This is a genomic window from Idiomarina zobellii (genome assembly GCF_900100855.1).
In the GTDB taxonomy this organism is placed as follows: Bacteria; Pseudomonadota; Gammaproteobacteria; order Enterobacterales; family Alteromonadaceae; genus Idiomarina; species Idiomarina zobellii.
In genome coordinates, this window is record NZ_FNCB01000003.1 from 30,998 (window position 1) to 57,680 (window position 26,683).

29 protein-coding genes and 1 other RNA gene are annotated in these 26,683 nt (G+C 47.6%); 8 read left to right on the forward strand and 22 right to left on the reverse strand.

What is annotated here, in order from left to right:
• Position 1: 1 nt before the first annotated feature.
• From mraY to mraZ, 7 genes are read right to left on the reverse strand one after another with little or no spacing between them, the layout of a single operon-like run.
• Positions 2-1,084: a phospho-N-acetylmuramoyl-pentapeptide-transferase gene (mraY, locus tag BLT32_RS04145; protein ID WP_053953041.1), complete on the reverse strand. Its 1,083-nt coding sequence runs from the start codon at positions 1,082-1,084 to the stop codon at positions 2-4.
• Positions 1,078-2,481 carry a UDP-N-acetylmuramoyl-tripeptide--D-alanyl-D-alanine ligase gene (locus tag BLT32_RS04150; protein WP_053953042.1) on the reverse strand — a complete coding sequence of 468 codons (1,404 nt, stop codon included), beginning with the start codon at positions 2,479-2,481 and terminating at the stop codon, positions 1,078-1,080. The genes mraY and BLT32_RS04150 overlap by 7 nt, the downstream gene beginning before the upstream one ends.
• Positions 2,478-3,944, reverse strand: coding sequence for a UDP-N-acetylmuramoyl-L-alanyl-D-glutamate--2,6-diaminopimelate ligase (murE, locus tag BLT32_RS04155; RefSeq protein WP_053953043.1), 1,467 nt, complete (start codon positions 3,942-3,944; stop codon positions 2,478-2,480). The genes BLT32_RS04150 and murE overlap by 4 nt, the downstream gene beginning before the upstream one ends.
• Complete coding sequence (locus BLT32_RS04160; protein ID WP_053953044.1) at positions 3,941-5,674, reverse strand: peptidoglycan D,D-transpeptidase FtsI family protein; 1,734 nt, start codon at positions 5,672-5,674, stop codon at positions 3,941-3,943. The genes murE and BLT32_RS04160 overlap by 4 nt, the downstream gene beginning before the upstream one ends.
• A complete protein-coding gene (gene ftsL, locus BLT32_RS04165; RefSeq protein ID WP_053953045.1) occupies positions 5,668-5,982 on the reverse strand; it encodes a cell division protein FtsL in 315 nt (104 codons plus the stop codon). The genes BLT32_RS04160 and ftsL overlap by 7 nt, the downstream gene beginning before the upstream one ends.
• Entirely contained in the window at positions 5,975-6,922 is a 948-nt protein-coding gene (gene rsmH, locus BLT32_RS04170) for a 16S rRNA (cytosine(1402)-N(4))-methyltransferase RsmH (protein ID WP_053953046.1), read from the reverse strand. The genes ftsL and rsmH overlap by 8 nt, the downstream gene beginning before the upstream one ends.
• Positions 6,922-7,380 carry a division/cell wall cluster transcriptional repressor MraZ gene (gene mraZ / locus BLT32_RS04175; RefSeq protein WP_053953047.1) on the reverse strand — a complete coding sequence of 153 codons (459 nt, stop codon included), beginning with the start codon at positions 7,378-7,380 and terminating at the stop codon, positions 6,922-6,924. The genes rsmH and mraZ overlap by 1 nt, the downstream gene beginning before the upstream one ends.
• A gap of 222 nt (positions 7,381-7,602) precedes the next feature.
• On the opposite strand from mraZ, the gene BLT32_RS04180 reads away from it, so the two are divergent.
• Complete coding sequence (locus BLT32_RS04180; protein ID WP_053953048.1) at positions 7,603-9,744, forward strand: putative bifunctional diguanylate cyclase/phosphodiesterase; 2,142 nt, start codon at positions 7,603-7,605, stop codon at positions 9,742-9,744.
• 5 nt (positions 9,745-9,749) lie between these two features.
• Here the strand turns inward: BLT32_RS04180 and rnpB are convergent.
• Positions 9,750-10,099, reverse strand: an RNA gene (gene rnpB / locus BLT32_RS04185) — RNase P RNA component class A.
• Between the two features lie 35 nt (positions 10,100-10,134).
• Positions 10,135-10,986 carry a 16S rRNA (cytidine(1402)-2'-O)-methyltransferase gene (rsmI, locus tag BLT32_RS04190; protein ID WP_053953243.1) on the reverse strand — a complete coding sequence of 284 codons (852 nt, stop codon included), beginning with the start codon at positions 10,984-10,986 and terminating at the stop codon, positions 10,135-10,137.
• Positions 10,987-11,062: 76 nt separating this feature from the next.
• On the opposite strand from rsmI, the gene BLT32_RS04195 reads away from it, so the two are divergent.
• Genes BLT32_RS04195 through dolP form a run of 4 tightly spaced genes read left to right on the forward strand, consistent with a single transcriptional unit; the run spans position 11,063 to position 14,381 of the window.
• A complete protein-coding gene (locus BLT32_RS04195) occupies positions 11,063-12,928 on the forward strand; it encodes a penicillin-binding protein activator (RefSeq protein WP_053953049.1) in 1,866 nt (621 codons plus the stop codon).
• The gene (locus BLT32_RS04200) at positions 12,906-13,256 is read left to right on the forward strand and encodes a YraN family protein (RefSeq protein ID WP_053953050.1); all 351 of its coding nucleotides are present in this window, start codon (positions 12,906-12,908) and stop codon (positions 13,254-13,256) included. The genes BLT32_RS04195 and BLT32_RS04200 overlap by 23 nt, the downstream gene beginning before the upstream one ends.
• Positions 13,257-13,258: 2 nt before the next feature.
• Positions 13,259-13,801: an SIS domain-containing protein gene (locus BLT32_RS04205; protein WP_235443953.1), complete on the forward strand. Its 543-nt coding sequence runs from the start codon at positions 13,259-13,261 to the stop codon at positions 13,799-13,801.
• Position 13,802: 1 nt separating this feature from the next.
• Positions 13,803-14,381, forward strand: coding sequence for a division/outer membrane stress-associated lipid-binding lipoprotein (gene dolP / locus BLT32_RS04210; RefSeq protein ID WP_235443954.1), 579 nt, complete (start codon positions 13,803-13,805; stop codon positions 14,379-14,381).
• A gap of 14 nt (positions 14,382-14,395) precedes the next feature.
• On the opposite strand, the gene BLT32_RS04215 is transcribed toward dolP, so the two are convergent.
• The 8 genes from BLT32_RS04215 to zapE form a co-directional block, all read right to left on the reverse strand.
• On the reverse strand, positions 14,396-14,827 hold the full coding sequence (locus BLT32_RS04215; RefSeq protein WP_053953246.1) for a ClpXP protease specificity-enhancing factor: 432 nt from the start codon (positions 14,825-14,827) through the stop codon (positions 14,396-14,398).
• A 37-nt stretch (positions 14,828-14,864) separates the two neighbouring features.
• Positions 14,865-15,488: a stringent starvation protein SspA gene (gene sspA / locus BLT32_RS04220; RefSeq protein ID WP_053953051.1), complete on the reverse strand. Its 624-nt coding sequence runs from the start codon at positions 15,486-15,488 to the stop codon at positions 14,865-14,867.
• An 81-nt stretch (positions 15,489-15,569) separates the two neighbouring features.
• Positions 15,570-16,304: a cytochrome c1 gene (locus BLT32_RS04225; RefSeq protein ID WP_053953052.1), complete on the reverse strand. Its 735-nt coding sequence runs from the start codon at positions 16,302-16,304 to the stop codon at positions 15,570-15,572.
• Positions 16,301-17,569, reverse strand: coding sequence for a cytochrome b (locus tag BLT32_RS04230; RefSeq protein ID WP_053953053.1), 1,269 nt, complete (start codon positions 17,567-17,569; stop codon positions 16,301-16,303). Before BLT32_RS04230 ends, BLT32_RS04225 begins: the two co-directional genes overlap by 4 nt.
• Complete coding sequence (gene petA / locus BLT32_RS04235) at positions 17,569-18,159, reverse strand: ubiquinol-cytochrome c reductase iron-sulfur subunit (protein WP_053953054.1); 591 nt, start codon at positions 18,157-18,159, stop codon at positions 17,569-17,571. The genes BLT32_RS04230 and petA overlap by 1 nt, the downstream gene beginning before the upstream one ends.
• A 225-nt stretch (positions 18,160-18,384) precedes the next feature.
• Positions 18,385-18,777, reverse strand: coding sequence for a 30S ribosomal protein S9 (gene rpsI, locus BLT32_RS04240; protein ID WP_053953055.1), 393 nt, complete (start codon positions 18,775-18,777; stop codon positions 18,385-18,387).
• A gap of 17 nt (positions 18,778-18,794) precedes the next feature.
• Positions 18,795-19,223 (reverse strand): 50S ribosomal protein L13, encoded by a 429-nt coding sequence (gene rplM / locus BLT32_RS04245; protein WP_053953056.1) that lies wholly within the window; start codon positions 19,221-19,223, stop codon positions 18,795-18,797.
• Positions 19,224-19,420: 197 nt separating this feature from the next.
• Positions 19,421-20,515 carry a cell division protein ZapE gene (gene zapE / locus BLT32_RS04250; RefSeq protein WP_053953247.1) on the reverse strand — a complete coding sequence of 365 codons (1,095 nt, stop codon included), beginning with the start codon at positions 20,513-20,515 and terminating at the stop codon, positions 19,421-19,423.
• A gap of 119 nt (positions 20,516-20,634) precedes the next feature.
• Between zapE and BLT32_RS04255 the strand changes: the two genes are divergently transcribed.
• The 3 genes from BLT32_RS04255 to BLT32_RS04265 all read left to right on the forward strand — a co-directional run bounded on the left by BLT32_RS04255 (position 20,635) and on the right by BLT32_RS04265 (position 23,658).
• Positions 20,635-21,096, forward strand: a complete 462-nt coding sequence (locus tag BLT32_RS04255; protein ID WP_053953057.1) for a Z-ring associated ZapG family protein — start codon at positions 20,635-20,637, stop codon at positions 21,094-21,096.
• Between the two features lie 87 nt (positions 21,097-21,183).
• On the forward strand, positions 21,184-22,545 hold the full coding sequence (locus tag BLT32_RS04260; protein ID WP_053953058.1) for a DegQ family serine endoprotease: 1,362 nt from the start codon (positions 21,184-21,186) through the stop codon (positions 22,543-22,545).
• A gap of 72 nt (positions 22,546-22,617) precedes the next feature.
• A complete protein-coding gene (locus BLT32_RS04265) occupies positions 22,618-23,658 on the forward strand; it encodes a trypsin-like peptidase domain-containing protein (RefSeq protein ID WP_053953059.1) in 1,041 nt (346 codons plus the stop codon).
• Between the two features lies 1 nt (position 23,659).
• Here the strand turns inward: BLT32_RS04265 and murA are convergent, their stop codons facing one another.
• The 5 genes from murA to mlaD are packed head-to-tail and all read right to left on the reverse strand — an operon-like array spanning position 23,660 to position 26,683.
• Complete coding sequence (gene murA, locus BLT32_RS04270; protein WP_053953060.1) at positions 23,660-24,922, reverse strand: UDP-N-acetylglucosamine 1-carboxyvinyltransferase; 1,263 nt, start codon at positions 24,920-24,922, stop codon at positions 23,660-23,662.
• A 13-nt stretch (positions 24,923-24,935) separates the two neighbouring features.
• Positions 24,936-25,190 carry a BolA family protein gene (locus BLT32_RS04275; RefSeq protein WP_053953061.1) on the reverse strand — a complete coding sequence of 85 codons (255 nt, stop codon included), beginning with the start codon at positions 25,188-25,190 and terminating at the stop codon, positions 24,936-24,938.
• Positions 25,191-25,225: 35 nt separating this feature from the next.
• Positions 25,226-25,528, reverse strand: coding sequence for an STAS domain-containing protein (locus tag BLT32_RS04280; RefSeq protein WP_053953062.1), 303 nt, complete (start codon positions 25,526-25,528; stop codon positions 25,226-25,228).
• A complete protein-coding gene (locus BLT32_RS04285) occupies positions 25,528-26,199 on the reverse strand; it encodes an MlaC/ttg2D family ABC transporter substrate-binding protein (RefSeq protein ID WP_053953063.1) in 672 nt (223 codons plus the stop codon). Before BLT32_RS04285 ends, BLT32_RS04280 begins: the two co-directional genes overlap by 1 nt.
• A gap of 16 nt (positions 26,200-26,215) precedes the next feature.
• Entirely contained in the window at positions 26,216-26,683 is a 468-nt protein-coding gene (gene mlaD / locus BLT32_RS04290) for an outer membrane lipid asymmetry maintenance protein MlaD (protein WP_053953064.1), read from the reverse strand.

Sequence of the window (26,683 nt, forward strand, 5' to 3'; positions counted from 1 at the left end):
ATTACCGAAGTTTCAGTGTTGCTAAACCAATTAGCACGAAAATTAAAGACAATATCCAAAAGCGCACGATAACTCGTGGCTCTGGCCACCCTTTTAGCTCGTAATGGTGGTGAATAGGTGCCATACGGAAGACTCGTTTGCCTCTAAGCTTGTATGAGCCAACCTGAAGCATGACCGACACGGTTTCCATGACGAACACACCACCCATAATGAACAGCACCAGCTCCTGACGAACCAAAATGGCAATGATGCCAAGTGCAGCTCCAAGCGCCAGCGAGCCAACATCGCCCATAAATACCAGTGCCGGATAGGTGTTAAACCAAAGGAAGCCAAGACCGGCTCCCACAATAGCGGCACAAACAACCAGTAATTCTGCGGTTAGTGGTAAATAAGGAATTTGTAAGTAATCGGCGAAGTTCACATTACCGGAGGCGTAAGCAAAAATACCCAGCGCCGCTGCCACCATAACGGTTGGCATGATGGCCAAGCCGTCCAGGCCATCGGTTAAGTTCACCGCATTACTGGTACCCACCATGACAAAGTAGGCCATAAGGATGTAAAGCATGCCCAGCTGCGGCATGACATCTTTAAAGAACGGTACTAGCAGGGCAGTTTCAGCCCCCATGGTGCTGCTCCAATACAGGTATACCGCCGCTGCACTGGCAATAACGGATTGCCAGAAGTACTTCCACTTGGCAATGAGGCCTTTTGGATCTTTACGCACAACTTTACGGTAGTCGTCGATGAAGCCAATAATGCCAAAACCTGTTATGACCAGTAGCACAACCCAGACATAACGGTTTTCTAAGTCAGCCCAGAGTAATGAAGAGCCAAGCACTGCCGCCAAAATTAAGACTCCCCCCATGGTTGGGGTTCCGCTCTTACTTAAATGACTTTGTGGGCCGTCATCTCTTACGGTCTGCCCAATTTGCAGAAGCTGCAGACGACGAATTAATGTTGGACCTAACCAGAGCGATAGTACCAATGCCGTTAAGATGCTTAATATTGCTCTCAACGTTAGGTAAGAAAACACGTTAAACGCGCTTTCAAATTGCATTAGGTACTCAGCCAACCAAACTAACATGCGTGTTTATCCCCTATACTGCTGTGGCTCTCTACAGCGCTTTGCAACGCCGCTACGACGCGCTCCATGTGCGCAGACCGTGAGCCTTTAACCAGCACTGTGACCGGCTGCTTACCCTGTTGTTCTGTAAGTCTTTGTAAAATCGCCTGCACTAGGGCATCCAGTTGACTGAAATGCTTGCCTCCGTGACCATTAAACACTTCACTGGCGCTTTGGCTGAGTACGCCCAGGCTGTATAAATTATCAATGCCCGTACCTATAGCGTGCTCGCCTATTTCTTCATGATAAGCGCGGGCATCAGCCCCAAGCTCTCCCATGTCGCCCAGGACAAAAATTCGATAACCACTGTAGCTACCCAGTAAATCCAGCGCAGCTTTTGTTGAGGCAACGCTCGCATTATAGGTGTCGTCAATAATACGTAAGTGCTCACTAACTTTGATGGTGGTTAGACGACCTTTAGCAGGAGTTACCAGCTCTAAGCCGCTAATAATGTCAGTCAGAGGAACGCCTAGCTGATAAGCCGCTGCTGAGGCTGACAGCGCATTAAGCACATTGTGGCGGCCACTTAACTGTAAAGTCACTGCCTCGGCTTGGCCGTCAATATGTAAGGAAAAGGTTGGGTGGCCTTCATCGTTGAGTTGAATGTCTGTTGCATACACATCAGCTTGCTCAGATAAACCGAACGTCTGCCAGTGGTAGTTAGCGCACACTGACTCCCAACTCGAACTGTAATCAGACTCTAGTGGGGTAATCGCCACTCCCTGGCTCCCCAGACCACGGAAAATCTCAGTTTTAGCGCGCGCAACACCGTGCACACTGCCAAAACCTTCAACATGCGCAGCGCTGACATTATTCAGTATTGCTACATCAGGCTTAGTTAAGTTAGTGGTGTAACCAATCTCTCCGGGATGATTCGCGCCCAACTCAATAACCGCGTATTTATGCTGCTTTCCAAGGCGTAACAATGTCAGCGGCACACCAATGTCATTATTGAAGTTACCGGCTGTTGCCAGAGTACTGTCCTTAAGCGACAGAATGGAAGACAGCATTTCTTTAACTGTGGTTTTTCCGTTACTACCGGTAATAGCAACGGTTTTTGGAGCCACTTCTGCTTTCACTGCCGCACCGAGTAGTCCCAATGCATAGCGCGTATCCTCAACGACAATTTGGCTTAATTCGGTTTGTTGCGGCTTCTCAACAAGCAAGGCTTCAGCACCACCTTGTCGAGCTTGCTCGGTAAATCGATGCGCATCGAAATTAGGCCCCTTTAACGCAATAAATAGCGCCCCGGTTAAGTCGTCACGCGTATCCGTTGATACCTTACTGATTGTTTTGTCTTCACCGACAAGACGCCCACCGACTTTCTCTGCTATCCAGGTTAAGGTTACAGAAATCATGCGCAGTCTCCTTGCAGCCAGTCGCTGACAACCGCTCGTTCGTTGTAATCAACACGCTGTGTGCCTATTACTTGATAATCTTCATGCCCCTTGCCAGCCAGAAGTACGACATCATCCTGCTGGGCTTCTTGCATGGCCCGAATCACGGCTTCCCGGCGACCCGGCCATACTTTCACTTTGTCCTTTTCAGCAATGCCGGCAAGAATGTCATCAATAATCTGTTCACTGGGTTCAGTACGCGGGTTGTCGTCGGTAACAACGACAACATCGGCTGAGTCTGCTGCGACTTTCCCCATTTGCGGGCGTTTGCCCCGGTCTCTGTCTCCGCCACATCCAAACACACACCATAGTTTGCCTTTGCAATGCAGTCGCAGCGCTCTTAGCACTTGGTCCAAAGCGTCCGGTGTGTGAGCGTAATCAACGACAACCAATGGCGAATGCTGATTGTGGAAAGCCTCCATACGACCCGGCACTGGCATTAACAGCTTGCAGGCATTGGCTAAGTCACTCAGCTTGTAGCCTAGAGCGAGCAGCGTCGCTATCGCAGTTAACACGTTGTAGATATTGAAGCGCCCTAATAGCGGCGTTTCTATTGCGTAAGACTGTCCCTGCCAGCTCAACTCAAACGTCGAGCCCTCTTCATGGAATTGCAGTCCTGAGGCTTTTAGGCTTGGCTCCAAGGATGAGTCGTTTAATGTCACCCAGAGTTCGGCACCATGTTCTTTGTACCAGTTCGCCAATACCGTATCGTCGGCATTCACAATTCGGTGCTGAACACCAAAGTCCGTAAATAGGCGTTGCTTTGCAGCAACATAATTGTCCATCGTACCGTGGTAATCCAGGTGGTCACGACTAATATTGGTAATAGCGGCAGCCGCAAATTGAAGGGCGTCTACCCGGCGCTGCACTAACGCATGAGACGACACTTCCATAGCCACCAACTCAGCCCCTTCCGCTTTCAACGTAGCCAGCCGCTGCTGAATAGTAACCGCATCCGGTGTGGTATGGCGCTCTGGTAACAGCCGCCCAATTAAGCCGCTTCCTGTTGTGCCAATAACGGCTGACTCATAACCCAAGCGTTGAGCAAGTTGCGCAATAATATGAGTGACCGATGTTTTGCCGTTAGTACCGGTAACGCCGATAACGGTCATACCTTTTGACGGGTGCTCGAAGAAGTTTCCGGCAATTTCAGACAAATGCTCGCGAACCCCACTAAAGCCGACAACAACGGCACCTCGACGCTGCTCTACCGCTAAGCCCGGAGACTCAGCAATCACCGCAACAGCGCCCTGGTCGATAGCCGCGTCGATATAAGCACGACCATCGGTTTCGTACCCAGGTATTGCAATGAATAAATCACCGTTAGCGACCTGACGGCTATCCAGTTTTACGCCCGAGACGGTCACATCTGGAATATTTAATGATGCAGGCAACATATTTAGAAGTTCAGAAAGCATTTTCATTGCTGACCTCCGAAGCCTGCTGCGCGAATTTCTGTGTCATCCGGGTTATCCGGCGGCACGTTCAACAAGCGCATGGTTTGCGCGACGATATTTGAGAATACAGGGGCGGCCGCGGTACCACCGTAATAGTCATCAGTTCCCGGCTCGTTTATTGTCACAACAACCACTACTTCTGGGTTGCTCACTGGCGCAATGCCGGCAAACAACGCGACATATTCATCACCATAACCACCCGTTGCTTTCGTTTTCCGCGTGGTACCGGTTTTCCCAGCGATTCGGTATCCCGGTACCTGAGCCTGTTTTGCAGTGCCGTCACGAACAACTTCTTCCATCATATGCATAACGGCAAGCGTATTATCAGGATTAAAGACTTGCTCGCCTGGTAGCGGTGATTCTTGACGGAATATGGTCAGCGGCCGCTTCACACCACCGGAGGCTATAATACTGTAAGCTTTAGCTAGCTGTAGGGTCGTAACAGACAAGCCATAACCATAGGACAATGTGGCTATTTCAAACTCAGACCAACGACGCCGATCGCTCAGCAGCCCCATACCCTCGCCCAGTAAGGCAACTCCTGTATCACTACCAAAGCCAGCATCCGCGTAGGTTTGTAGTAACGAGTCGACACCTAAGTCCAGCGCCATTTTCGTCACACCCACGTTTGACGAGTGCTTAAGGACCTCTGTCAGGGTAAGCTCTCCGCGGTTACGCGGGTCACTCACGCGGCGTCCACCCAAGCGCATCCAGCCCGGACTTGTATCAATAATGTCACCGGCTTTATGACGGCCGTTTTCCAGCGCACTCAGCACCACCAAAGGCTTGACCGTCGAGCCTGGCTCGTAGCTGTCGGTAATCGCCCGATTTCGCATTCTGAATGACTGCAAATCGGCACGATTGTTAGGGTTAAAGGACGGGCTGTTGACCATTGCCAGGATTTCACCAGTATCAACATCGAGTACAATAGCGGAGCCAGACGTTGCCTGGTTGTAGCGCACGGCTTTTTTAAGCTCTGTATAGGCAGTCGCCTGAATCCGCTGATCGATACTCAAGGTTAATTGTTTTGGTTGTTGCGCCTCTGTCTGGCTAATTTCCTCAACAACCCGCCCTTGCGCGTCCTTGCGGTAAACTCGCTTGCCCGGTTGTCCGGTCAAGTGTTCGTCATACAGTAACTCGAGTCCTTCCTGACCCTCACCATCAATATTTGTCAGACCCACTAAATGGGCAGCAATTTCACCGGTTGGGTAATAACGGCGAGACTCTGTTTTTAAATAAACGCCCGGAATTTTTAGCTGCTTGACGTAATCCGCTTCCGACGGTGTGACTTTTCGCTGCAAATAAACAAAGCGTTTGCTTGGATCATCGACTTTATCAACCAAGGCTTCGCGGTTCATTCGAAAGGTTTCTGCCAATGCCTGCCAGCGCCGGTTATCTGCCAACGCATTATGTTCATCAATACGTTTAGGGTCAGCCCAGACAGTTTCTACCGGGACGCTAACAGCAAGCTCGCGGCCGTGACGGTCGACAATACTGCCTCGCTGCACTGGCAAGCTATCAGAGCGTAAACTACGCATATCGCCTTGCAAGGAGAAGCGTTCAGGGCTAACAACTTGTATATAAGCTGCACGCGCAACCAAAACGGAGAAAACACCGAACAGCACGGTCACTGCGATATAAAAACGCCAGCGAGTACCAGCCGGTTCAGTCCGTTTTTTACGCTTCGCCATTACCATGAGACCATAACCTCCGTTTCGGATGTTACGTCACGCATTCCAAGCTGCTGTTGAGCAATACGTTCAACCCGGCTGTGCTCTGTCAGTGCATTCTGCTCAATCACTAAATGTCGCCACTCGCGGTCAAGCGTGTCGCGGTAAGACAACAGATCATCACGTTCAGCTGTCAGCTGACGGTTCAAGTGAGCCACATAAACAATGCTTAGTGCGTTAAAAACGACCACCACGCCCAGTAGCACAACCCACTTATGCTGCACTAAATCTTGCAGCACCATTTTGGTTAAGCTGGGATAGCGTTGTTTAGTCATGGTAAACCCTCCTTGCTATACGCAGCACTGAACTGCGTGCCCGAGGGTTTAGTGAGACTTCGTGTTTGCCTGGTTTTATGGCTTTACCCACTTTTTCTAATGACTTGTCTTTATTTATCTCGGCATCAGTAACAGGTAGTCCGGCTGGTACCTGCTTGCCTTCGCTGTGTTTGCGAATAAAACGTTTAACCAATCGGTCTTCCAGGCTATGGAAACTAATAACGACTAGAAGTCCGTCTTGCTTTAGGGCCGACAGAGAGGCTTCAAGCGCCTGCTCTATTTGTTCCAGCTCTTTGTTGACATGAATTCGAATAGCCTGGAATGTCCGCGTTGCCGGGTGCTTATGCTTTTCTTTTACCGGGCTGACACGGGCAATCATATCCGCCAGTTGTTTCGTGCGCACAAAAGGCTCTTTCTCGCGATCCATAACAATGGCGCTGGCAATTTTTCGCGCAAAACGCTCTTCGCCATATTCTTTAAGTACCCAGCTTATCTCATCTTTTTCAGCTCGGTTCAGCCATTCGGCGGCTGTTTCACCGCGCGTGGTATCCATTCTCATATCGAGTGGTCCGTCGCGCATGAAGCTAAAACCTCTCTCGGCATCATCGAGTTGTGGGGACGACACGCCAAGGTCGAATAAAATACCGGTGACTTTTCCGGTTAATTGCCGCTGTTCAAGTACCTGTTGCAGGTTTGAGAAAGGAGTGTGGATAATGTCAAAACGTGGGTCGTCTTGCAGTGTTTTAGCGGCTTCAATAGCTTGTGGGTCTTGGTCTAACGCAATAACCTGAGCGTCATTGCCTAGCTTTTCTAACAACGCACGCGTGTGACCACCACGTCCAAATGTGGCGTCAATATAGGTGCCTGCTGTATCAGTCACTAAAGCGTTGATGGACTCTTCCAGTAGCACCGAAACGTGTTGCGGTGACGTTGTTATCATTATAGAGAGAAGTCTTCCAGTCTTTCGTTTAGGGTGAAGTCGCCCTCGCGCTCAACGTCCATATCCTGAGCCACTTGGTCATGCCAAGCGTCTTCATCCCACAGTTCAAATTTGTTCAGCTGACCAACCAACATAAGCTTCTTCTCGAGCCCTGCATGTTGTCTTAAAGGTGCTGATATCAGTAAACGACCGTTTTTATCCATTTCACAGTCGTCTGCATGGCCGAGTAACAACCGCTGCAAGCGGCGTTCTGCGGGGTTCATACTCGATAAACGGGTGAGTTTCTGCTCAATGATTTGCCACTCGGGAAGCGGGTACAACAACAGGCACGGTTGTTTAATATCAATCGTGCATACCATTTTCCCTTCACAGTCTAAAGACAAGGCTTGGCGATACTTAGCTGGGATTGCTAAGCGCCCTTTGCTGTCAAGACTGAGTGTTGTTGCTCCTCGGAACATGATCCCACCTGATCATTAAGATCCACTATTATCCACAAATCCCCACAATGTTACAGTCTAGGTTCCACTGTTTCCCACTGTCAAGAAAAAAACCGTTCTATTTGTCAGGGTTTCTGGCCGATAACAACTAAGCTATTGAAGAAACGTATGAAATAGCAGTGTTAGAGCCTGGGATTAATTTGTGTAATACTCAGGTGAGTCACATTTGAGGTGAATTCGCGCATGAAGCGTTTTTGGCTTTTCATTATTTTTAGCTTTGCTGTTGCCTGTACCGGTGTTATTTGGTTTGCCGAAAACCAACACGCTCAAACCGTAGAAGCCCGAAAGCGCACAGCAACCGAGCGCCTTGGTAAATTGCGTGCTGCGTTAGAGGGACAACTGAATTCCTCCTTAGTCACTGTGCGCGCTTTGCGAGCTGAAATTAAACTGTCTCCCAATATTTCTAATGCTCGGTTTAACGCGTTGATGACCGAGTTAATCACCCAAGATGTCCCCATCCGCCATGTTGCCTTAGCACCTGACCTGGTTATTCAATTTGTGCACCCATTGAAGGGGAACGAACAAGCTCTTGGTTTTAATTACAGAGAGTCGCAAGCCCAGCTTGAGGGCGTACAAAAGGCCATTACAAACGGCGACGTTGTTATAGATGGCCCCGTCGAGTTAGTACAAGGCGGTTTAGCTTTAATTGCGCGAGCGCCCGTTGTTTTAGAAAACGACTTATGGGGTGTCATTGCAGTTGTTATTCAAATTGATGAGCTTATGGCTAACAGTGGCTTAAGCTCTGAACAAGGAGTTTACGCAACAGCATTAGCTAAACTCAATACGGTCGGCGACCGGGAATTTCAATTCGGCGATCCGTCTGTTTGGAAGAAAGATCATGTCTCTAGCGACGTCTCACTTTCCGCTGGGCAGTGGCTACTGGCAACAGCGCCGGTTGATGGAAATTGGGTCCCCAAAGGTTTCGTCTACTGGAGCATTGTCGTTTTTGGTCTCATATTGGCAGCCTTAATGAATGCCTTTATGTATTACCTTTTTTATACGCAAATGCGACTGCGCAAAGCCCTTACCATTATTGATGAACAAGCCAGCTTTGACTCACTCACACAGTTGCACAATCGACGTTCCTTTATTAGACACCTCAACCGTTTAACGGGCAAAGCGGCTAAATACAATCATTTCGCAATTCTATTTATCGACTTAGATCACTTCAAAGAGGTGAATGACAGCCTCGGGCATGACTCTGGTGATGAGTTATTAAAGGTGGCGGGCTCACGTTTAAGAAAAGAGCTTAGAGCGGAGGACTTTATCGCTCGTTTGGGCGGCGACGAGTTTGTTGTTGTCATTAACCGGCTGAAATCAAAAGACGTTATTGACCAATTAGCTCTGAAACTAAATAACGCGTTGAATAAACCCTTTGCGTTAAGTCATAGCCAAGTGCAAACCTCATGCAGTATCGGCGTTGCACTTTACCCAGACGATGGCCTGACTACCGAGCAGTTACTTAAAAATGCCGATTTGGCGATGTATGCAGCGAAAGAAGCTGGGCGACGCACGCACTACTTCTTCAATGAAGAGCTTCGCAGGCGTTCGGAGCACCAGAGCTCAATACATAACCGTATGCGAGCAGGGCTGAAAAACCGTGAGTTTCGTTTGGTGTATCAGCCTATCGTTAATTTTGGTAACGGCAAAGTTGAAAAGTGTGAAGCTCTGCTGCGATGGACAGACGACAACGGTAATGTCATATCCCCTGCGGAATTTATCCCGGTTGCCGAAAGTACCGGTTTAATACACGAACTTGGTCAGTTTGTTTTAGAGCAAGCCTGCGCTGATTGGAATTTACTGCAGAGCAACGACATTCATATAGGCTTGTCCATTAACCGCTCCGAACGGGAGCTTAATGATTTAAATGCCGCCAAACAATGGCTTGAATGTATTAGTCAGCACCAGTTACCGGCGGACAAAGTGACCTTTGAAATTACTGAGTCACTGCTAATGAGCAATAAACAGCGACAGATTCACATTCTGCATTACTTGCGTTCAAACGGCGTTAAAATTGCGATTGATGACTTTGGGACTGGCTACTCCAGTATCAATTACCTTCAGCGTTACCCGGTTGATTACCTGAAAATTGATCGGAGCTTTCTGAACCACGCACCTGGCGATAGAATACAAGTTGCCTTGACTGAGGCATTGCTGCGAGTGGCCCGCGCATTAGATATTGATGTGATTGCCGAAGGCGTTGAAAACAAAGAGCAATGGGAGTTTCTCCAACACCAGAAATGCGACTTTGCACAGGGCTACTACATTAGTCCCGGCCTGGGTATTGAAGAGCTCACACGTTTCTTAAAACAGTGGCAATTTTAAAATAAGGGGAGAGTCGGCCGATAAGCCGGGTTCTGTCGTGGACAATCATTCATCTAGTGATCAGGTTGCCCTGATCCTCAAGCAGTCTACCCGGGTTCAACGCGGGCCGCGCCAATGAACCCCTATTTGACCTTGCTCCGGGTGGAGTTTACCGTGCCGCGAACTGTTACCAGCCGCGCGGTGCGCTCTTACCGCACCCTTTCACCCTTACCTGTGCTGCAAGCAGCCATCGGCGGTTTGCTCTCTGTTGCACTAGTCGTCGGCTTACGCCGCCCAGACGTTATCTGGCACCCTGCCCTATGGAGCCCGGACTTTCCTCCCCCTGTAAACAGGCAGCGATTGTCTGGCCAACTCTCCGGCGACGGATTCTACGCTGTGTGGCGCACTAACTCAATCGTTGTTTTTCTGACTTAACGCCCACTGGTACAATTCATTTTTTCGCTCACCATGAAGCTTCGCACTTAACGCCGCGGCTTTTTTCAAAGGCAGTTCTTCAAGCAGTATTTGCAACGTGCGTTTCGCATCTTCACCTGGACCAGAGGTGTCCTTAGGCGCCTGAAACGGCTCAACCAACAGAACCATTTCCCCGCGCTGCTGGTTTGGATCCTCGTTTAAGCGTGTTATGAGCTCCCCAGCCGAGCCTGTTAAATAAGTCTCGAATTGTTTGGTAAGCTCGCGCGCTAACACCACTTGCCGCTCGTCCTCGAAAATATCCGCCATCGCTTCCAGAGTGTGCAGTATTCGGTGTGGGCTTTCATAAAACACTAAAGTACGCGGTGTGTTCACCAAGCTCTCCAGCTTTGCTCGACGTTGTGCCGGCTTAGACGGTAAAAAACCCTCGAATTGAAAACTGTCGGTCGGCAAACCAGCCCCTGAAAGCGCCACTGTCAGCGCACAAGCTCCTGGCAACGAAGTGACTTTCACATTTTGTTTCCGACACAAACTTACCAGCGCATAGCCCGGATCACTAATTAACGGCGTGCCCGCATCAGAAACCAAAGCTATCGACTCACCATTTATCACCCGCTCAATCAGTTGTTCAGCTTTTGCTTTTTCATTGTGATCGTGAAATGCAAAGACAGGAACCTGTACGCCATAATGTTCCAGTAATTTACGAGTATGACGTGTGTCTTCCGCTGCAATTGCGTCCACTTCCTTAAACACCGTGAGTGCTCGTTCGGTAATATCCGAGAGGTTTCCAATTGGCGTAGGTACTATATAAAGGGTGCCTGGTTCCGACATAAAAGCGCCTTCGTTTGTGTCCATGTTCAATGCGGTTTATAGTATCACCGAATAGTCGTCAATGCGGAATCTTACTGTGTTTAAAGCGTATCGTTTTGTTTTTATCGCCATTATTGCCTGCTTTGCTCTGACACAATGTACGTCAGTGCCAAAACGCACCCAAACGCCACAAGAGCGACCGGATGTTCAGCAGCAGACGCTCGATTTAGAAGACGCAAAAAGCTCTGCTGACTGGCTGGAAGAAGCATGGCAGGCCCCCAATGATATCGCCAAGAACTCAGCATTAGTGCAGGCGGCGCTGACTCTTCAGGACGAGAAAGAATGGCAGAAATCGGCAGCGATACTTGCGCGCCTGGACAAAAACCAGCTGACTAATGACGCTAACCGTTATTTCCGACTGGCCAAAGGCCGTTGGTATGCACACAATCAACAGTGGCCTCAAGTTTACAAAACGCTAGAAGGGCTACCTGAGCAGTTCACTCAAAAAGAATATAAACGCCTAACTCTGGAATTACTTGCCTTTGCTGCTGGAGAACGGCATCAGTATTGGCAGGCACTGGCGTGGCAAGTAGAAGCTCAACGCTACTCCGACGAACCATCGCCTAATGCATTATGGCAAACAGCCAGTCAGGTGACACAATCGCAGTTGCCAGCGGAACGCCCTAGAGATCTCGTTTTAGCCGGTTGGTGGCGCCTAATCGATAACCATCATCAGGCAATGACGTCACCAAGCGCTTTTTCAGCGTTGTTAGACAATTGGCAAAACAGTTTTCCGAATCACCCTGCGCGTGAACGCGTCAACTCCTGGGTTAGCTCCGATAGCCAAAGCAATGAAGTCGACAAAAGTACAAATACAATCATTGCTGTTTTACTGCCATTATCCGGTCAATACGAAGCGCAGGGTCTAGCGGTGCGTGACGGCATTATTGCCAAAGTTAGTGAAACCAAGAGCTATGAGCTGGTTTTTATCGATACTCACCAGCTAAGCTTCGAAGAACAGCAGTCCAAGCTAGAAGAGTTAAAGCCAGCGGGAGTTATTGGTCCTCTGTTAAAAGGCTCTGTTACCGAATGGGTTCGACAGACAAGTTTAAATACTCCTCAGGTCTTTCTTAACCAAATTGATGCAGATACCTCAGAGGCGACGGCAAATAGCCACTCCATTTTCTTTGCGCTAAACCCTGAAACAGAAGCAGAGCAAGCGTCTGAGTTTATGAGCTCTGCATCGAGCCGAACGAAGCGTCCGCTGGTTTTGGCAGCGAATACCCCTGGTTCGCAACGCATGGTTGAGCGCTATAAAGAAAGCTGGTCAGGTATTAACGAGCCTTCGGTGAGCTTATTCAGCCAAAGGGACGACATGAAGTCGGCGGTGGAAGCATCGCTGGGACTCGTGGGCAGTAAAGAGCGAATTCGGGCAGTAAAAATTGCTGCAGGCAAAATCATCGTTGATGAGCAAGAGCGTAGCCGACGTGATATAAGTGGTATTTATTTGCCCGGAAACCTCCAACAAGTTCGTCTGTTAAAACCCTTTATTGATGTCAGCATTTCACCTTTTGCTGAACGTATTCCTGTTTATGGAACCTCGTCTGCACACGAGCTTACGAATCAACTTGGCGACAACGATCTCAACGGTCTTATATTTTCTGAAACACCTTGGTTAGTCCAGAACGGCGGCCAAAATGTTTTGCTAAACCAATGGCTTGACGCTCGTTCAGGGTGGGAGCTCTCACAAGCTCGTTTAGCCGCTATGGGTTACGATAGCGTCGACTTGTTACAACGTTTACCCATAATGCAACGTATGCCAGGAACACACTGGAAAGGTTTAAGTGGCGTTCTGAGTGTAGAAAACCAAGTCGTGAATAGACAGTTACAATGGGCTGCATTTAAAAACGGGAGTATCACCGTGCTAGAGGAGCAGCCCAATGCAGGAAAAAACAACCGGTAATAAAGCGGAGTCCATAGCGTCCGAGTTTCTGGCCAAGCATCAGATTAGCATTGTCGAGCGGAATTATCGTATTGACGGTGGAGAGGTCGACCTAATAGCCAGAGATAAAGACGTTTGGATATTTGTAGAAGTAAAGTATCGTGCAAATGAAAAGTTTGCGTCAATACTGGAACAAATAACGCCCCAACAATGTCGTAGAATTCGCTATACTGCGCGCCATTATTTAATGACTCATAATATAGATGAACATACCGCAGCAATAAGATTTGATGTTATTGGCATTAGCGGAGGTTCGCTTAACATAGAATGGATTAAGGACGCCTTTTAATAATGATGACTGACGAGTCTATTAAAGCGCTTTTTACACAGAGCATTCAAACCCAAATATCGGCTGTCGAAAGCCTCTCTGAAGACATGCTGGCAACCGTTGAGCTACTCGTTGGACATCTTCTGAACGGTCAGCGTGTTTTTATTTCCGGAACGGACACAAGTAGCTCACTGGCTGGTCATTTTGTCCACCTAATGACGGAAGGCATGAAATTAGAGCGTCCGCCTTTTCCGGTAATAAGTCTGACATCGAGCCCCAAAAAACAGCTTGCGGCACTCGGCCAGTCCGGCGATATCTTGCTCGTTATTGCGGATAGAGACTCCGATCAACTGACGGGTGTAATGGAAAGCGCAATTAGCCGGGAAATGATTATTATCGCACTGACCAGTGAAGGAAATGAGCTAGTGTCGGGCTTGCTGGGGCCAAATGACGTTGAATTGCGAGTGCCCAGTTTAAATGCAGCCCGAGTGCTGGAAACACAATTATTTATACTGCACAGCCTGTGCGAGCAAATTGAATCGACTATTTTTCCTGAGGAGCATTAAAATGATGAACCAAAGTCGTCATATTCTCATTGTAACAGCGCTTTGTTTAGCGTTTCTTCAGGGCTGTGCGGCCGTAGCAGTGGGAGCTGCTGCCGTGGGCGTTAGCTCCGCCAGCGACCCTCGCACTATCGGCACGCAAATCGATGATCAAACCATTGAAATGAAAGCTAACGCCAAATTAGGCAATCAGAAAAAGCTTAACGAAGCTCGCGTCATTGCAGTTAGCTACAACAACAATGTGCTTCTTATAGGACAAGCTCCAACAGAAGCGCTAAAGCGCCTCGCAGAAGACACTATTCGCGATACCAATGGCATTAATAATATATTTAATCAGATCCGTATTGGCTCTAAGGCTAGCCCAGGGGTTTTAGCTGGGGACAGCTGGATAACCAGCAAGATAAAACTTAAATTCGCCAGCAATGATGCTGTGCCAGCTACTAGCATTAAAGTAGTTACAGAAAATGGTGAAGTTTTCTTGTTAGGAAATGTCACTCAACAACAAGCAAATGCGGCTATCGACATTGCCAGAAATGTTGACGGTGTCGAGAGAGTCATCAAAGCATTAACGATTAAAGGTTAATGCCTTAGCTTACACTATTTGACGACTTTAAGATGGCCGCGTTTTTTCGGCTTATCTGAAGTGCTCTCACCGCCCTCTTTTGAAGCACTGTTTGACTCTTCGGCTTCATCATCAAGGTCAGGCATCTTATCAAGCTCTGGTTCCGCTTCGAACATGGCTCCAGCACCATTTTCACGAGCATAAATAGCCAATGCAGCTGTCATAGGAACAACAACCTGCATTGGTTTGCCACCAAAGCGAGCATTAAACCTGACTTCAGCGTCGGCTAACTGCAGCCCTTGTACAGCCGATGGTGATATGTTGAGAACAATCTGGCCATCGCTGACAAAGTTCTGAGGGACGACGGTACCTACTATGGTTGCATCAACCACCAAATGAGGAGTGAGCTCGTTGTCAACGATCCACTCATAGAGTGCTCGCAGTAAATAGGGACGTTTAGGTGTCATCATTACTTCCTCCACCTTTGAAGCGATTAGGCATTAATTAGCCGCGTGCAAGTTCTCTTTCAGCTTCGGTTAACGAGTCCTGGAAAGTCTTCCGTTCGAATAAACGAACCATATATTGCTTAATCTCTTTTGCGCCCTGACCGTCTAACTCAATACCATAAGCTGGTAAACGCCAAAGTAGCGGTGCCAGGTAGCAATCAACCAAGCTAAACTCTTCACTCATGAAATAAGGCGCGTCGGCAAAAACAGGCGCCAAAGAGAGAATGCCTTCTTTCAATTCCTGTTTCGCTTGTGCGTCGCCTTTGGCAATTTTATCTGCCAACGAGTACCAATCTCTCTCGATACGGTACATCATTAAGCGGCTAGTGCCTCGTGCGACAGGATAAACAGGCATAAGCGGCGGATGTGGGAAACGCTCATCCAAATACTCCATGATGATTTGTGCGTTATATAGCACTAAGTCACGGTCAACAAGCGTTGGTGCCGCTTCAGGATAAGGGTTAAGCTGCAATAGATCTTCCGGGGTGTAGTCTTCCGTCACGAATGTGATTTCAACACCGACACCTTTTTCAGCTAAAACCAAACGCACCTGATGACTTTTTAAATCATCTTTTCCTGAATATAACGTCATTACTGAGCGTTTATTTGCTGTTACAGCCATTCCTTTCTCCAGATAATATCAACGGCAAAAGGGTGGCAAGCCACCCTTTTAAACTCCGCTTTTGCGGACAAACAGACCTAATTACTTAAGATCTTTCCAAAACTCTTTTTTCAAGAACCAGGCTAAAAGCGTAAATATAAGTAGGAATCCGAATACAAACCATCCAATACGACGTTGCTCTAATAGCATTGGCTCGCCCATGTAAACCAGGAACGAGGTCAAATCAAGCGCCGCCTGATCATATTCGCTCTCTGATAAGCGACCGCTACCATCGGTTTTAATTCCTACATAAACGTCCTTCATCTTCCCGTCGATCATACGTTCTTCGTATGTTTTCTCCGGTACACCTTGAAGCTCTTGCAATACGTGCGGCATGCCCACATTCGGGAACACGGCATTATTCACACCAAACGGACGGCTGTCGTCTGTATAGAACGAACGCAGATACGTATATATCCAATCCGCTCCACGTACACGAGCCACGTTGGTTAAATCCGGTGCTGCAGTGCCGAACCAGTTAGATGCTGCTTCGGTGCTCATATTATTGGTAATACGATCACCCGCTTTTTGACCAGTAAACTGCAGGTTTTCTTCACCCAGCTCCTGTGGAATGCCAAGATCTTCAAAGGTTCGGTTATAACGATGATACTGCAATTGGTGACAACCCAAGCAGTAGTTCATGTATAACTGTGCGCCACGTTGCAGTGATGCTTTATCGTGCAGGTCAACCTCAGCTTCGTCCAAAGGTACGGTTGGACCCGCCGCGAAAACCAGCGACGGGACCAAAGTCATAAGAGCGATTAACAATTTTTTCATTTCGACGTCACCCTTTCTGGAACCGGTTTCGTCTTCTCACGTTTACTGTAAAACCACAGTAACCCGAAGAAAGCGAAGTATAGGAACGTAAATATTTGCGCAAAAATAGTCGCTACAGGCGTCGCTGGCTGAGTACCTAAATAGCCAAGCACAATGAAGCTAATCGCAAATACGGTTAAGTTCAGTTTGTGCAATACGCTACGGAAGCGAATTGAGCGAACTTTACCACGATCTATCCATGGCAACAGCGCCAGGAAAACAATCGCTGCGAACATTAAAATAACGCCGAATAACTTGTCGGGTACCGCACGCAAAATTGCGTAGAACGGAGTGAAATACCAAACAGGCGCAATATACTCTGGTGTCTTCAGAGGGTTCGCTGGCTCAAAGTTTGGTGGCTCCAGGAAAAATCCGCCCATTTCCGGATTAAAGAAAATGACGTAGCAGAAAACAAACAGAAACACACCGAAACCGAACATATCTTTAATAATGTAATAAGGAAAGAACGGTATTGAGTCGACAATGTCTTTCTTACTTGTAAAGCGCTCGTGAAATTTGAACTTCGGCTTTTCTTCATCTGGCACTGTGCCTTTTGGCTTTTTGGTATCAACACCGTCGGGGTTGTTCGAACCAACCTCGTGCAGCGCAACAATGTGTAAAAACACCAAAATAACCAACACTAAAGGCAAGGCTATAACGTGCAGTGCAAAGAATCGGTTCAGGGTTGCGCCGGAAATAACGTAGTCACCACGAATCCATAATGTCAGGTCATCACCAATAACCGGAATAGCACCAAACAATGAAATGATTACCTGTGCGCCCCAGTAGGACATTTGTCCCCAAGGCAGCAAGTAGCCCATGAAGGCTTCCGCCATTAGCACCAAGAAGATAAACATACCGAACAGCCAGATAAGCTCACGTGGCTTCTGGTAAGAACCGTACATCATGCCGCGGAACATGTGCAGATAGACCACGACAAAGAATGCGGAAGCACCGGTTGAATGCATGTAACGCAATAACCAACCGTATTCGACGTCACGCATAATGTATTCAACTGACGCAAAAGCACCTTCAGCACTTGGCACGTAATTCATGGTCAGCCAAACACCAGTCAGTATTTGGTTAATAAGAACTATCGTCGCCAAAAAACCAAATACATACCACATATTGAAGTTTTTTGGAGCTGGGTACTGCGCCAGGTGGATGTTCCAAGTTTTTGTCATCGGGATGCGAGCATCCATCCACTCTACGAATCGCTTAAACATTATGCTTGCCCCTTATCTTCACCCACCAAGATGGTGTTCTCGTCGACAAAGTAATGCGGCGGTACAACCAAGTTTAATGGTGCAGGAACGCTCTCGAATACACGTCCAGCGATATCAAACTTAGAGCCGTGGCATGGGCAGAAAAAGCCGGATTCCACGCCTTCTACGTGTTCGCCCATTCCGCTCGGCAGATAAGATGGAGAACAGCCAAGGTGAGTACAAATACCGACCGCAACAAAGAACTCTTCTTTTATTGAACGGTATTTATTCTGTGCGTAAGGAGGCTGTTGTGGCTCTTCTGAATTTGGGTCGCGAAGGTTGTCTTCAATTTTGGACAGCCCATCGAGCATTTCAGGTGTGCGGCGAACAACCCATACAGGTTTACCACGCCACTTCACACGAATTAGCTGACCCGGCTCAGCTTTACGAATATTCACTTCTACAGGTGCGCCCGCGTTTTTCGCTTTCGCACTCGGGTTCCACGACGCTATGAAAGGAACGGCGACACCCACCGCACCAGCGCCGCCAACCACTGAGGTTGCGACAGTCAAAAAACGACGGCGACCTTTATCTACAGGCGCATTGCTCATCCATCTATTCTCCAGTTTTGGACGCTTCACGGTTCATTGCCGCGAAGTCGGAATTAGCTGCTGCTTTTGTCCGCTTTAGCGGATCACAGAAAATGCTTTGAGATAATAAAGAAAAGACACACTTTTTACAAGAGTAATGCGTCGAGAACTGAGGTATAACTCTATTGGAATAGGCATAAAAAAACCCAGCCGAAGCCGGGTTTTTGACACCACACAAAAAGCGAATTAACGCTTCGAGAATTGTGGGCGTTTACGTGCTTTATGCAAGCCGATTTTCTTACGTTCAACCTGACGTGCGTCACGAGTAACGTAACCTTCTTTACGCAACGCAGGACGCAGCGCTTCGTCGTATTGCATTAATGCACGCGTGATACCGTGACGAATAGCACCAGCCTGACCGGTAGTACCACCACCGCTTACAGTGATGTAAAGGTCAAACTTCTCAGTCATCTCTACAGCTTCTAATGGTTGACGAACAACCATTTGTGCCGTTTCACGACCGAAGTATTCGTTCAGTTCACGTTGATTAATTTTGATGTTGCCGCTACCCGGACGCAAGAATACGCGAGCCGTGGAATTTTTGCGACGACCAGTACCGTAGTATTGATTATCTGCCATAGTGTTCTTGCTCCGTATTATATATCCAGTTGTTTCGGCTGTTGAGCATTATGATTATGCTCAGCACCTGCGTACACTTTCAGTTTACGGAACATGGCACGACCCAATGGACCACGGGGTAACATACCTTTAACCGCTTTCTGAATGACCATTTCTGGTTTCTTAGCAATCAGTTTTTCAAAGCTGATTGATTTGATACCACCCGGAAATCCAGTGTGCGAGTAGTACATCTTGTCCTGAGCTTTGTTACCAGTTACAGCAACTTTCTCAGCGTTAACAACAACGATGTAATCGCCAGTGTCTACGTGAGGAGTGTACTCAGGCTTGTGCTTGCCGCGCAGGCGACGAGCGATTTCAGTAGCTAAACGACCTAAAGTTTTGCCTTCAGCGTCTACTACGTACCAGTCGCGTTTTACCGTTTCTGGCTTGGCTACAAATGTTTTCATTGTATAAAACCTACATTTTAAAAGTTCACGGACAGTAATTCCGGGCTTCCCCGCGAATCACAACAATAAAATAATGAATAAAATCATTAGTTTACTTGCTGCAACCATTACTCAACCGAAGTTAACGTAATGGACTGTAACGTGGGCTGCGCGGATTATAGGAAAAATGCGGTCAAAGATCACGCATTTTTTGAAATTTATGCTTTGTGTTCCATCGCTAAATATTCACGGCTTTGCATTTCCTGCAAGCGACTCACGCAGCGGCGGAACTCAAAACTCAGCTGCCCTTCGGTATAAAGGGACTCGATGGGTACTTCCGCAGACAAAATAAGCTTCACTTTGCGTTCATAAAATTCATCCACTAACGCGATAAAGCGTCGAGCAATATCGTCTTTACCTGCCCCCATTTGCTCGACATTGCTGACTAAAACGGCATGATAAAGCTGCGCTATTTCCATATAGTCATTTTGGCTGCGGGCCGTTTTACAGATATCTCTGAAGTCAAAGAAAACAACGTCATCACATTCGGCCCTCACGGCAATTTTCCGACCTTCAATGTCAATGCTGTCAGATTCATACTGGTCACGACACTCTGGTGCTAAATCTTTAAAGTACTGCCACAAGTTTTCATCGGCTTGAGGGTCTAACGGCGAGTGGAAAATCTCGGCTTGTGTCAGTGTACGCAGGCGATAGTCAATACCGCTATCGACATTCACTACCTCACAGTTGGCCTTTATCAGTTTTATTGCCGGAATAAAGCGGGCCCTTTGCAGGCCGTTTTTATAGAGATCATCTGGGACAATATTTGACGTTGCGACTAAAATTACTCCTCGCTCGAACAAATATTCAAATAACGTTCCGAGCAGCATTGCGTCAGTAATGTCCTGTACAAAGAACTCATCAAAACAAACAATTTGAGTTTCGTCTGCAATTTTATCGGCAATAATTTTTAGGGGATCGCTTTTCTGGTCTAATTGCTTTAACTCATTGTGAACGCGGTGCATAAATCGATGAAAATGAATACGCCACTTCGCATCAATTGGTAAACTTTCAAAAAAAGTATCCACCAAATAGGTTTTGCCACGCCCGACACCGCCCCAGAAATACAGTCCCTTAGGTTTAACAGGAGCTTTTGATAACCAGCGTTTAAGTGCTGGAAGCTGCTGATAGTTATTCCAGGCAATGAGTTCTTCGTAAAGTCTTTGTAAATGCTCGACAGCGTTAAGCTGTGCCGCATCCTCTGAAAAACCATTGTGCTCAATGTCATAACGATAACGATCAATTGGCGACATTTGCTGTTGCGGCACTACCACTTCACCTCAGTTGCGATTATCCTAATAAATAATATGTTATCATGAAGGCGTTTTGCAGCAATCAAGAAAAGCTGTCGCCATTTGCTGAGGAGTCAATTATGAGCTGGATTATTGGGGTTTTATTAGTGATAGCAGGAGCCATTATCGGCTTTTTTGTTGCACGTTATACTCAAACAAACGGCCAGTCCGGCAACCTTGAAGAGCAAGTAGAGAAAAGTCAGCAGCAGTTGAGCGAGTACCAGCGTGAAGTTGCGGAACATTTTGCTACCGCTAACGCAATGATGGAGCAACTGTCTGACACTCAGCAGAAGTTGCAAAGCTACCTGAATCAGAGCGCGGAACTTCTCCAACAGCCAGGTTCTCAAGGTGACCTTCCCTTCTTCTCGGAAGATACCATTAAGCAATTACGGGTTGCTAACTCATTAAATCAAGATCACCGCTCAGGTCGAGATGGCCGTGAGGCTGAACAAATTCCGCGTGACTATACGGAAGGTTCAAGCAGTCTTTTCTCTGATGATCGCCGTGAGTCCGACAAAAAAGATACGTCCAACATATCTTGAAACATTTTTAGAGTGAACTCATATCACTGACAAGCGGTCATAAACACGAACCGTTTGTTGGTGATTATTTAAGGAGTTACTCTAATCATGAAACGAGTCTTAGCCTTATTCAGTGCTTTTGTTATTGTTACATCGGCAACCTTGAGCTCTCCCGTAAGTGCAGGTATTCCATTTTTCGGTAAAAACGACGAGCAGCCAACGCTTGCTCCCATGCTTGAAGAAGTCACACCTGCCGTTGTTAATATTTCAGTAAAAGGTAAACGCGAAGTAAGACAGCGCCTGCCCGATGCCTTGCGCTTTTTCTTCGGTCCCAACGCACCACGTGAACAAGTTCGCGAGCACCCTTTTCAAGGACTAGGCTCAGGCGTCATTATTGATGCCGAGAACGGCTACGTTGTCACTAACAATCACGTTATTGATGACGCAACAGAGATTTTGGTGACTTTAAAAGACGGCCGCGAATTGGATGCTAAGGTGATAGGTACCGATGAGCGTTCAGACGTTGCGTTATTAAAAATCGAAAACGCTGAAGGTCTCAGCGAAATTGAACTGGGCAAGTCATCAGAACTTCGTGTTGGAGACTTTGTTGTCGCTATCGGTAATCCATTTGGATTAGGCCAAACCGTCACTTCAGGCATTGTCAGTGCGTTAGGTCGCGGTGGTTTAGGCATTGAAGAGTTAGAAAACTTCATTCAAACCGACGCTGCTATTAACAGCGGTAACTCTGGCGGCGCCCTGGTGACATTAGACGGCAAGCTGATAGGAATTAACACCGCTATTTTAGGACCGAATGGAGGCAATATAGGTATTGGCTTTGCTATTCCTTCAGACATGATGAATAACCTGGTTCAACAACTTATTGAATTCGGTGAAGTGCGTCGAGGGGTGCTTGGCGTACGCGGTAACGACCTCACTCACGATGTTGCGCAGGCGCTGAATATTCCTGTTAACCGGGGCGCTTTTGTGTCTCAAGTAATTCCGGGTAGCGCCGCAGCAGAGGCTGGTATTGAATCCGGTGACGTTATTATTGAAGTCAACGGTCAGGCCATTCGCTCATTCTCTGAGTTAGGCGCTTTAGTCGGATCCATTGGTTCTGGTCAGGACATAGAGCTTGGTATTATCCGCGACAGCGAAGAGATGACCGTTGATGTCACCTTAGGCTCGCAAGATACCGCTGTTACTGCTGCCGCCATACACCCCGCCCTTGAGGGAGCAACCCTTGCGGTGGCTAGTGGTCAGCAGGGCATTGAAATAACCGAGCTCGAGGAGCGTTCACCCGCTGCCCGCATAGGTCTTGAGGAAGGCGATATTATTCAAGGTGTTAACCGCAAACGAGTCACTAGTGTGGCAGACCTAAGAGCAGCAATAGAAGACAAGCAAGGGGTCATAGCCCTCAACGTTAAGCGTGGCGACAGTTCACTCTTTATTGTACTGCGTAACGCAAACTGAGGTTGTGACATTTCAGTGGCATCAGTGCTATGCTGATGCCACCTAATAATAAATATAAAAAGCGAGTAACGCGTGTCTCCAATAGTACGGTTTTTGTTTCAATCGGTTGGTTTAGGTCTTGTCGTTGCCGCCATTGTTTTACTGACTCAACCCCTTTGGGGACAAAGCAACTCTTTCCGCCAGTCACAAAACGACGTTATTTCTTTTAGCCAGGCCGTCAAAAAGGCCGCGCCAGCTGTCGTCAACATTTACAGCATGGGTGAAATTCAAGGCTCTTACTACCAGCCTCAGTCATCGCGCGTTTGGCGATTGGGCTCGGGCGTTATCATGGACTCTAACGGCTACATTCTTACCGCTCATCACGTTGTCGATAGCGTCGATAAGATCGAAGTCGCACTACAGGACGGCCGTCGATACGCAGCGCAACTCATTGGTAGTGACAGATATACCGATCTTGCAGTGCTTAAAATAGATGCCAATAACTTGCCGGTCATTCCGGTGCAGTCAAGCCGCCGTGTGCAAGTGGGTGATATCGTTTTAGCCATTGGTAACCCCTACAATATTGGCCAGACCATTACTCAGGGCATCATTAGCGCAACCGGCGGACGCGTGGGCGTGAGCAACTCCTATTCCGACCTTATTCAGATGGACGCAGTTATCAATCAAGGTGCCTCGGGTGGTGCTTTAGTAAATACTGCTGGTGAACTTATTGGTATTAATAACGCGCGATACAACTCGTCAATGGATGACGGAGGTGAAGGCATTTATTTTGCAGTGCCGTATGCAACCGCACAATCGGTAATGGATACGTTAATCCGTGAAGGCGAAGTGGTACGGGGCTACATTGGTATAACTGTGAACCCTAACTTTAGTGAGCAGCAGTCTTTGTCCGGTATTTATGTCACCGGTGTAGAAAGAGGCAGTCCTGCCGCTTTAGCCGGGCTAAGACGTAATGACTTTATTGTCTCTATTGGTGGCCAGCCGGTTCGCTCTGCTCCAGAAGGACTGGATAAAGTGGCGAGCACCCCGCCAGGCGAAGAACTTGAAGTCGAGTTTTACCGAGGAGAACAAAAAATGGCAACAACCGTCACCGTTTCTGAACTCCCTCGATAATTTACTTCTCGCTAACGCGGACAATGTCCGCACCAAGCGCTTGTAGTTTTTTCTCAATAGACTCATAACCACGGTCGATATGGTAAATCCGTTCAACCGTGGTCTCGCCTGTCGCAACAAGCCCTGCAATAACCAGTGAGGCAGATGCACGCAAGTCGGTACACATAACTTCGGCGCCAGTTAACTTATCAACGCCATGACAAATAGCGGTGTTACCTTCTGAGTCGACATTGGCCCCCATGCGTCTCAGCTCAGGGATATGCATGAAACGGTTCTCAAATATCGTTTCACGAATATTGGCAGTTCCTTCAGCAATGGCATTGAGCGTGCAAAATTGCGCTTGCATATCTGTCGGGAACCCTGGGTGAGGTGCTGTAATAATGTTAACCGCTTTAGGTCGTTTAGTGCTTTTCAAAGACAGCCAGTTATCACCTTTTTTAATGTCTGCTCCGGCTTCTTCAAGCTTTTTAATAACGGCATCTAAAGCGGAAGGGTCCGTATTCTCACAGCGAACTGATCCCCCTGTGGCCAATGCCGCAACGAGAAAAGTCCCGGTTTCTATACGATCTGGCATTACGCTGTATTCACCGCCAGACAAAGATTCAACGCCATTAATATAAATAGTGTCGTTGCCTGCGCCTTTGACATCTGCGCCCAGTGCATTCAGAAAGTTCGCTAAATCTACAATTTCCGGCTCACGGGCTGCATTCTCAATGACCGTTTGCCCATCAGCTAACACCGCTGCCATCATTAGGTTTTCAGTACCTGTAACGCTGACGGTATCAAGAAGAATCTCGGCACCTTTAAGGCGTCCATTGACCGATGCTTTTATATAGCCATTTTCGACATCAATGTGAGCGCCCATTTTTCTCAGGCCCTCAATGTGCAAGTTAACAGGCCGCGCGCCTATTGCGCAGCCACCGGGTAATGACACTTCAGCTTTACCTGTTTTAGCCAGCAGAGGACCTAACACCAAAATTGACGCACGCATTGTTTTTACGAGCTCATAAGGCGCCTTATAGTGGTTCAAGGTAGTTGGGTCGATACATACTGCAGTCTCGCCGACACGGCGGTGTGTTACGCCAAGGCAATCTAACAGTTCCAGAGTAGTATCGACGTCGTGCAGATTCGGCACGTTCGATAACGTCACTTTATCGGATGGCAAAACCGTTGCCATAAGAATAGGTAGTGCAGCGTTTTTAGCACCAGAAATAGTTACTGTGCCGGACAACGCCTGCCCACCTCTAATTTTAAACTTATCCATCAACAATCAGGCCTTAAGGCATCATCAGTTTTTTATCACGCGCCCAGTCATCCGGCGTGTACGCTTTTATTGATACCGCATGGATTTCACCGCTTGAAATATGAGGATTCAGCGGTGCGTAGATAGCTTGCTGACGCTTCACTTTGCTCATACTTTCAAAGTCATCACTGACCGCGATAATATCAACATTAGCACCGTCAACTTTTACGTAGAGTTCACTCAGGTTTAATGCGTCATTGAGCAATGTTTTTAACTGTTCTTCATTCATATCTAATAAACCGCTTATGTTCCTTTCAAAGGCGACTAGCTTAACGAAAGCAGCGACTCAACGCCACTGACTGAGGCAATCTGCTTTAATTGTTCAGAGGCACCGATGCATTTTAGTGGCGCATTAGTACCTTGCGTTGCTTTCATTACTTCCAGTAGAAACGCAACACCGGCAGTATCAATAACCTCAACCTGGCTGACGTCGACAGACACTAACTCATCGCCAAGCCACTGTCCGCGGGTCTTCCACAAGGTCGGGACACTGTTACGCGTCAGCGAGCCTTTAAAGGCAATAACACTGTCTTCTGTTCGACTCACCGATGCCTGTGCCGTGCTCATTATATTCCCTCAGCTGGATTATCAATTTCTTCGTCAGCTTTGATAGGCTCTTGAGCTTTTTGTTCAATAAGCTCAATCGTTTTATCAATGCCGTTTGAACGAATCACAGCAGAAATTTCACTTTGCTTGCTATTTAATAAACTAATGCCTTCAACCACTAAGTCATAAGCCTTCCAAAGGTCTTCATCCCGGTCATAACGAATACGAAAGTCCAGGCGTATCTCAGGGCGTCCAGTTTCCTTAACTCGTGTTTTTACAACCGCCGTCCGCGCGTCGTCCGGAAGCTCAGCTGCCGGCTCAAAAGAAACGGTATGTTTACTCTCGTCGTACTGTGTAAATGCGCGTGCATATGTCGCCACTAGATAATCATAAAAAGCACGGTAAAAAGCTTCACGCTGTTCTTTTGTTGTATCTCTTAAGTAACGACCAAGCACCTTTTTAGATGCATACAAGCTATCCACATAAGGCATAAGCTCGTCTTTAACGATAACTTTTAAGTGGTTTGGGTCTTCGTCAATTTTGCCTCGCTCGTTCTCAATACGCTCAAAAGTGACTTCGGCTACTTCTTTTAACAACTCGTACGGGTCGTCATTACGAATAAGTTCCGCATTTGCTGCTGAGCTCACAACGACCATCGCGACAAGCGCTAGCAGCCACTTTTTAAATGACATGATTGACTCCTTTAAACTAATCATTGCCCTGACTAAATAAGAATTGACCAATTAGATTCTCTAAAACCAACGCCGACTTCGTGTCCGTGATTGAATCGCCGTCTTCAAGCATGCTGACACTGTCGTCAATAAAGCCCGGTTGCAAGCCTAAGTATTGCTCGCCTAGCAGGCCCGATGTCAGAACAGAAACTGAACTGGTCTCGGAAAATTCGTCATACTCTTTACTGATAGACATTTCTACCAACGGTTCATAGTAGTCACCAGCCAACGAAATATCGGTAACACGACCAACAACGACACCACCTACTTTCACTGGTGAACGTACTTTCAAGCTACCAATATTGTCGAATTTTGCGTAAAGCGTGTAGGTTTCACCTGATGTTGTCATGGTGCCGCTGGCCGCTCGTAAAGCGATAAAGGACAGCGCCAACACGCCCAGTACAACAAAAATACCTACCCATAACTGTGTTTTTCTTGATTCCAT

Excerpts from the sequence above, each read along its gene's own strand:
- BLT32_RS04285 (WP_053953063.1), bottom strand. The coding sequence starts at position 26,199 with ATGTCATTTAAAAAGTGGCTGCTAGCGCTTGTCGCGATGGTCGTTGTG.
- mraZ (WP_053953047.1), bottom strand. The coding sequence starts at position 7,380 with ATGTTCCGAGGAGCAACAACACTCAGTCTTGACAGCAAAGGGCGCTTA.
- BLT32_RS04255 (WP_053953057.1), top strand. The coding sequence starts at position 20,635 with ATGAGCTGGATTATTGGGGTTTTATTAGTGATAGCAGGAGCCATTATC.
- BLT32_RS04215 (WP_053953246.1), bottom strand. The coding sequence starts at position 14,827 with ATGACACCTAAACGTCCCTATTTACTGCGAGCACTCTATGAGTGGATC.
- dolP (WP_235443954.1), top strand. The coding sequence starts at position 13,803 with ATGATGAACCAAAGTCGTCATATTCTCATTGTAACAGCGCTTTGTTTA.
- rpsI (WP_053953055.1), bottom strand. The coding sequence starts at position 18,777 with ATGGCAGATAATCAATACTACGGTACTGGTCGTCGCAAAAATTCCACG.
- zapE (WP_053953247.1), bottom strand. The coding sequence starts at position 20,515 with ATGTCGCCAATTGATCGTTATCGTTATGACATTGAGCACAATGGTTTT.
- BLT32_RS04225 (WP_053953052.1), bottom strand. The coding sequence starts at position 16,304 with ATGAAAAAATTGTTAATCGCTCTTATGACTTTGGTCCCGTCGCTGGTT.
- BLT32_RS04275 (WP_053953061.1), bottom strand. The coding sequence starts at position 25,190 with ATGAATGAAGAACAGTTAAAAACATTGCTCAATGACGCATTAAACCTG.
- petA (WP_053953054.1), bottom strand. The coding sequence starts at position 18,159 with ATGAGCAATGCGCCTGTAGATAAAGGTCGCCGTCGTTTTTTGACTGTC.
- rsmI (WP_053953243.1), bottom strand. The coding sequence starts at position 10,986 with ATGTCGGAACCAGGCACCCTTTATATAGTACCTACGCCAATTGGAAAC.
- BLT32_RS04180 (WP_053953048.1), top strand. The coding sequence starts at position 7,603 with ATGAAGCGTTTTTGGCTTTTCATTATTTTTAGCTTTGCTGTTGCCTGT.
- BLT32_RS04205 (WP_235443953.1), top strand. The coding sequence starts at position 13,259 with ATGATGACTGACGAGTCTATTAAAGCGCTTTTTACACAGAGCATTCAA.
- mlaD (WP_053953064.1), bottom strand. The coding sequence starts at position 26,683 with ATGGAATCAAGAAAAACACAGTTATGGGTAGGTATTTTTGTTGTACTG.
- mraY (WP_053953041.1), bottom strand. The coding sequence starts at position 1,084 with ATGTTAGTTTGGTTGGCTGAGTACCTAATGCAATTTGAAAGCGCGTTT.
- rplM (WP_053953056.1), bottom strand. The coding sequence starts at position 19,223 with ATGAAAACATTTGTAGCCAAGCCAGAAACGGTAAAACGCGACTGGTAC.
- BLT32_RS04160 (WP_053953044.1), bottom strand. The coding sequence starts at position 5,674 with ATGGTAATGGCGAAGCGTAAAAAACGGACTGAACCGGCTGGTACTCGC.
- murE (WP_053953043.1), bottom strand. The coding sequence starts at position 3,944 with ATGAAAATGCTTTCTGAACTTCTAAATATGTTGCCTGCATCATTAAAT.
- murA (WP_053953060.1), bottom strand. The coding sequence starts at position 24,922 with ATGGATAAGTTTAAAATTAGAGGTGGGCAGGCGTTGTCCGGCACAGTA.
- BLT32_RS04260 (WP_053953058.1), top strand. The coding sequence starts at position 21,184 with ATGAAACGAGTCTTAGCCTTATTCAGTGCTTTTGTTATTGTTACATCG.
- sspA (WP_053953051.1), bottom strand. The coding sequence starts at position 15,488 with ATGGCTGTAACAGCAAATAAACGCTCAGTAATGACGTTATATTCAGGA.
- BLT32_RS04230 (WP_053953053.1), bottom strand. The coding sequence starts at position 17,569 with ATGTTTAAGCGATTCGTAGAGTGGATGGATGCTCGCATCCCGATGACA.
- ftsL (WP_053953045.1), bottom strand. The coding sequence starts at position 5,982 with ATGACTAAACAACGCTATCCCAGCTTAACCAAAATGGTGCTGCAAGAT.
- BLT32_RS04280 (WP_053953062.1), bottom strand. The coding sequence starts at position 25,528 with ATGAGCACGGCACAGGCATCGGTGAGTCGAACAGAAGACAGTGTTATT.
- BLT32_RS04150 (WP_053953042.1), bottom strand. The coding sequence starts at position 2,481 with ATGATTTCTGTAACCTTAACCTGGATAGCAGAGAAAGTCGGTGGGCGT.
- rsmH (WP_053953046.1), bottom strand. The coding sequence starts at position 6,922 with ATGATAACAACGTCACCGCAACACGTTTCGGTGCTACTGGAAGAGTCC.
- BLT32_RS04200 (WP_053953050.1), top strand. The coding sequence starts at position 12,906 with ATGCAGGAAAAAACAACCGGTAATAAAGCGGAGTCCATAGCGTCCGAG.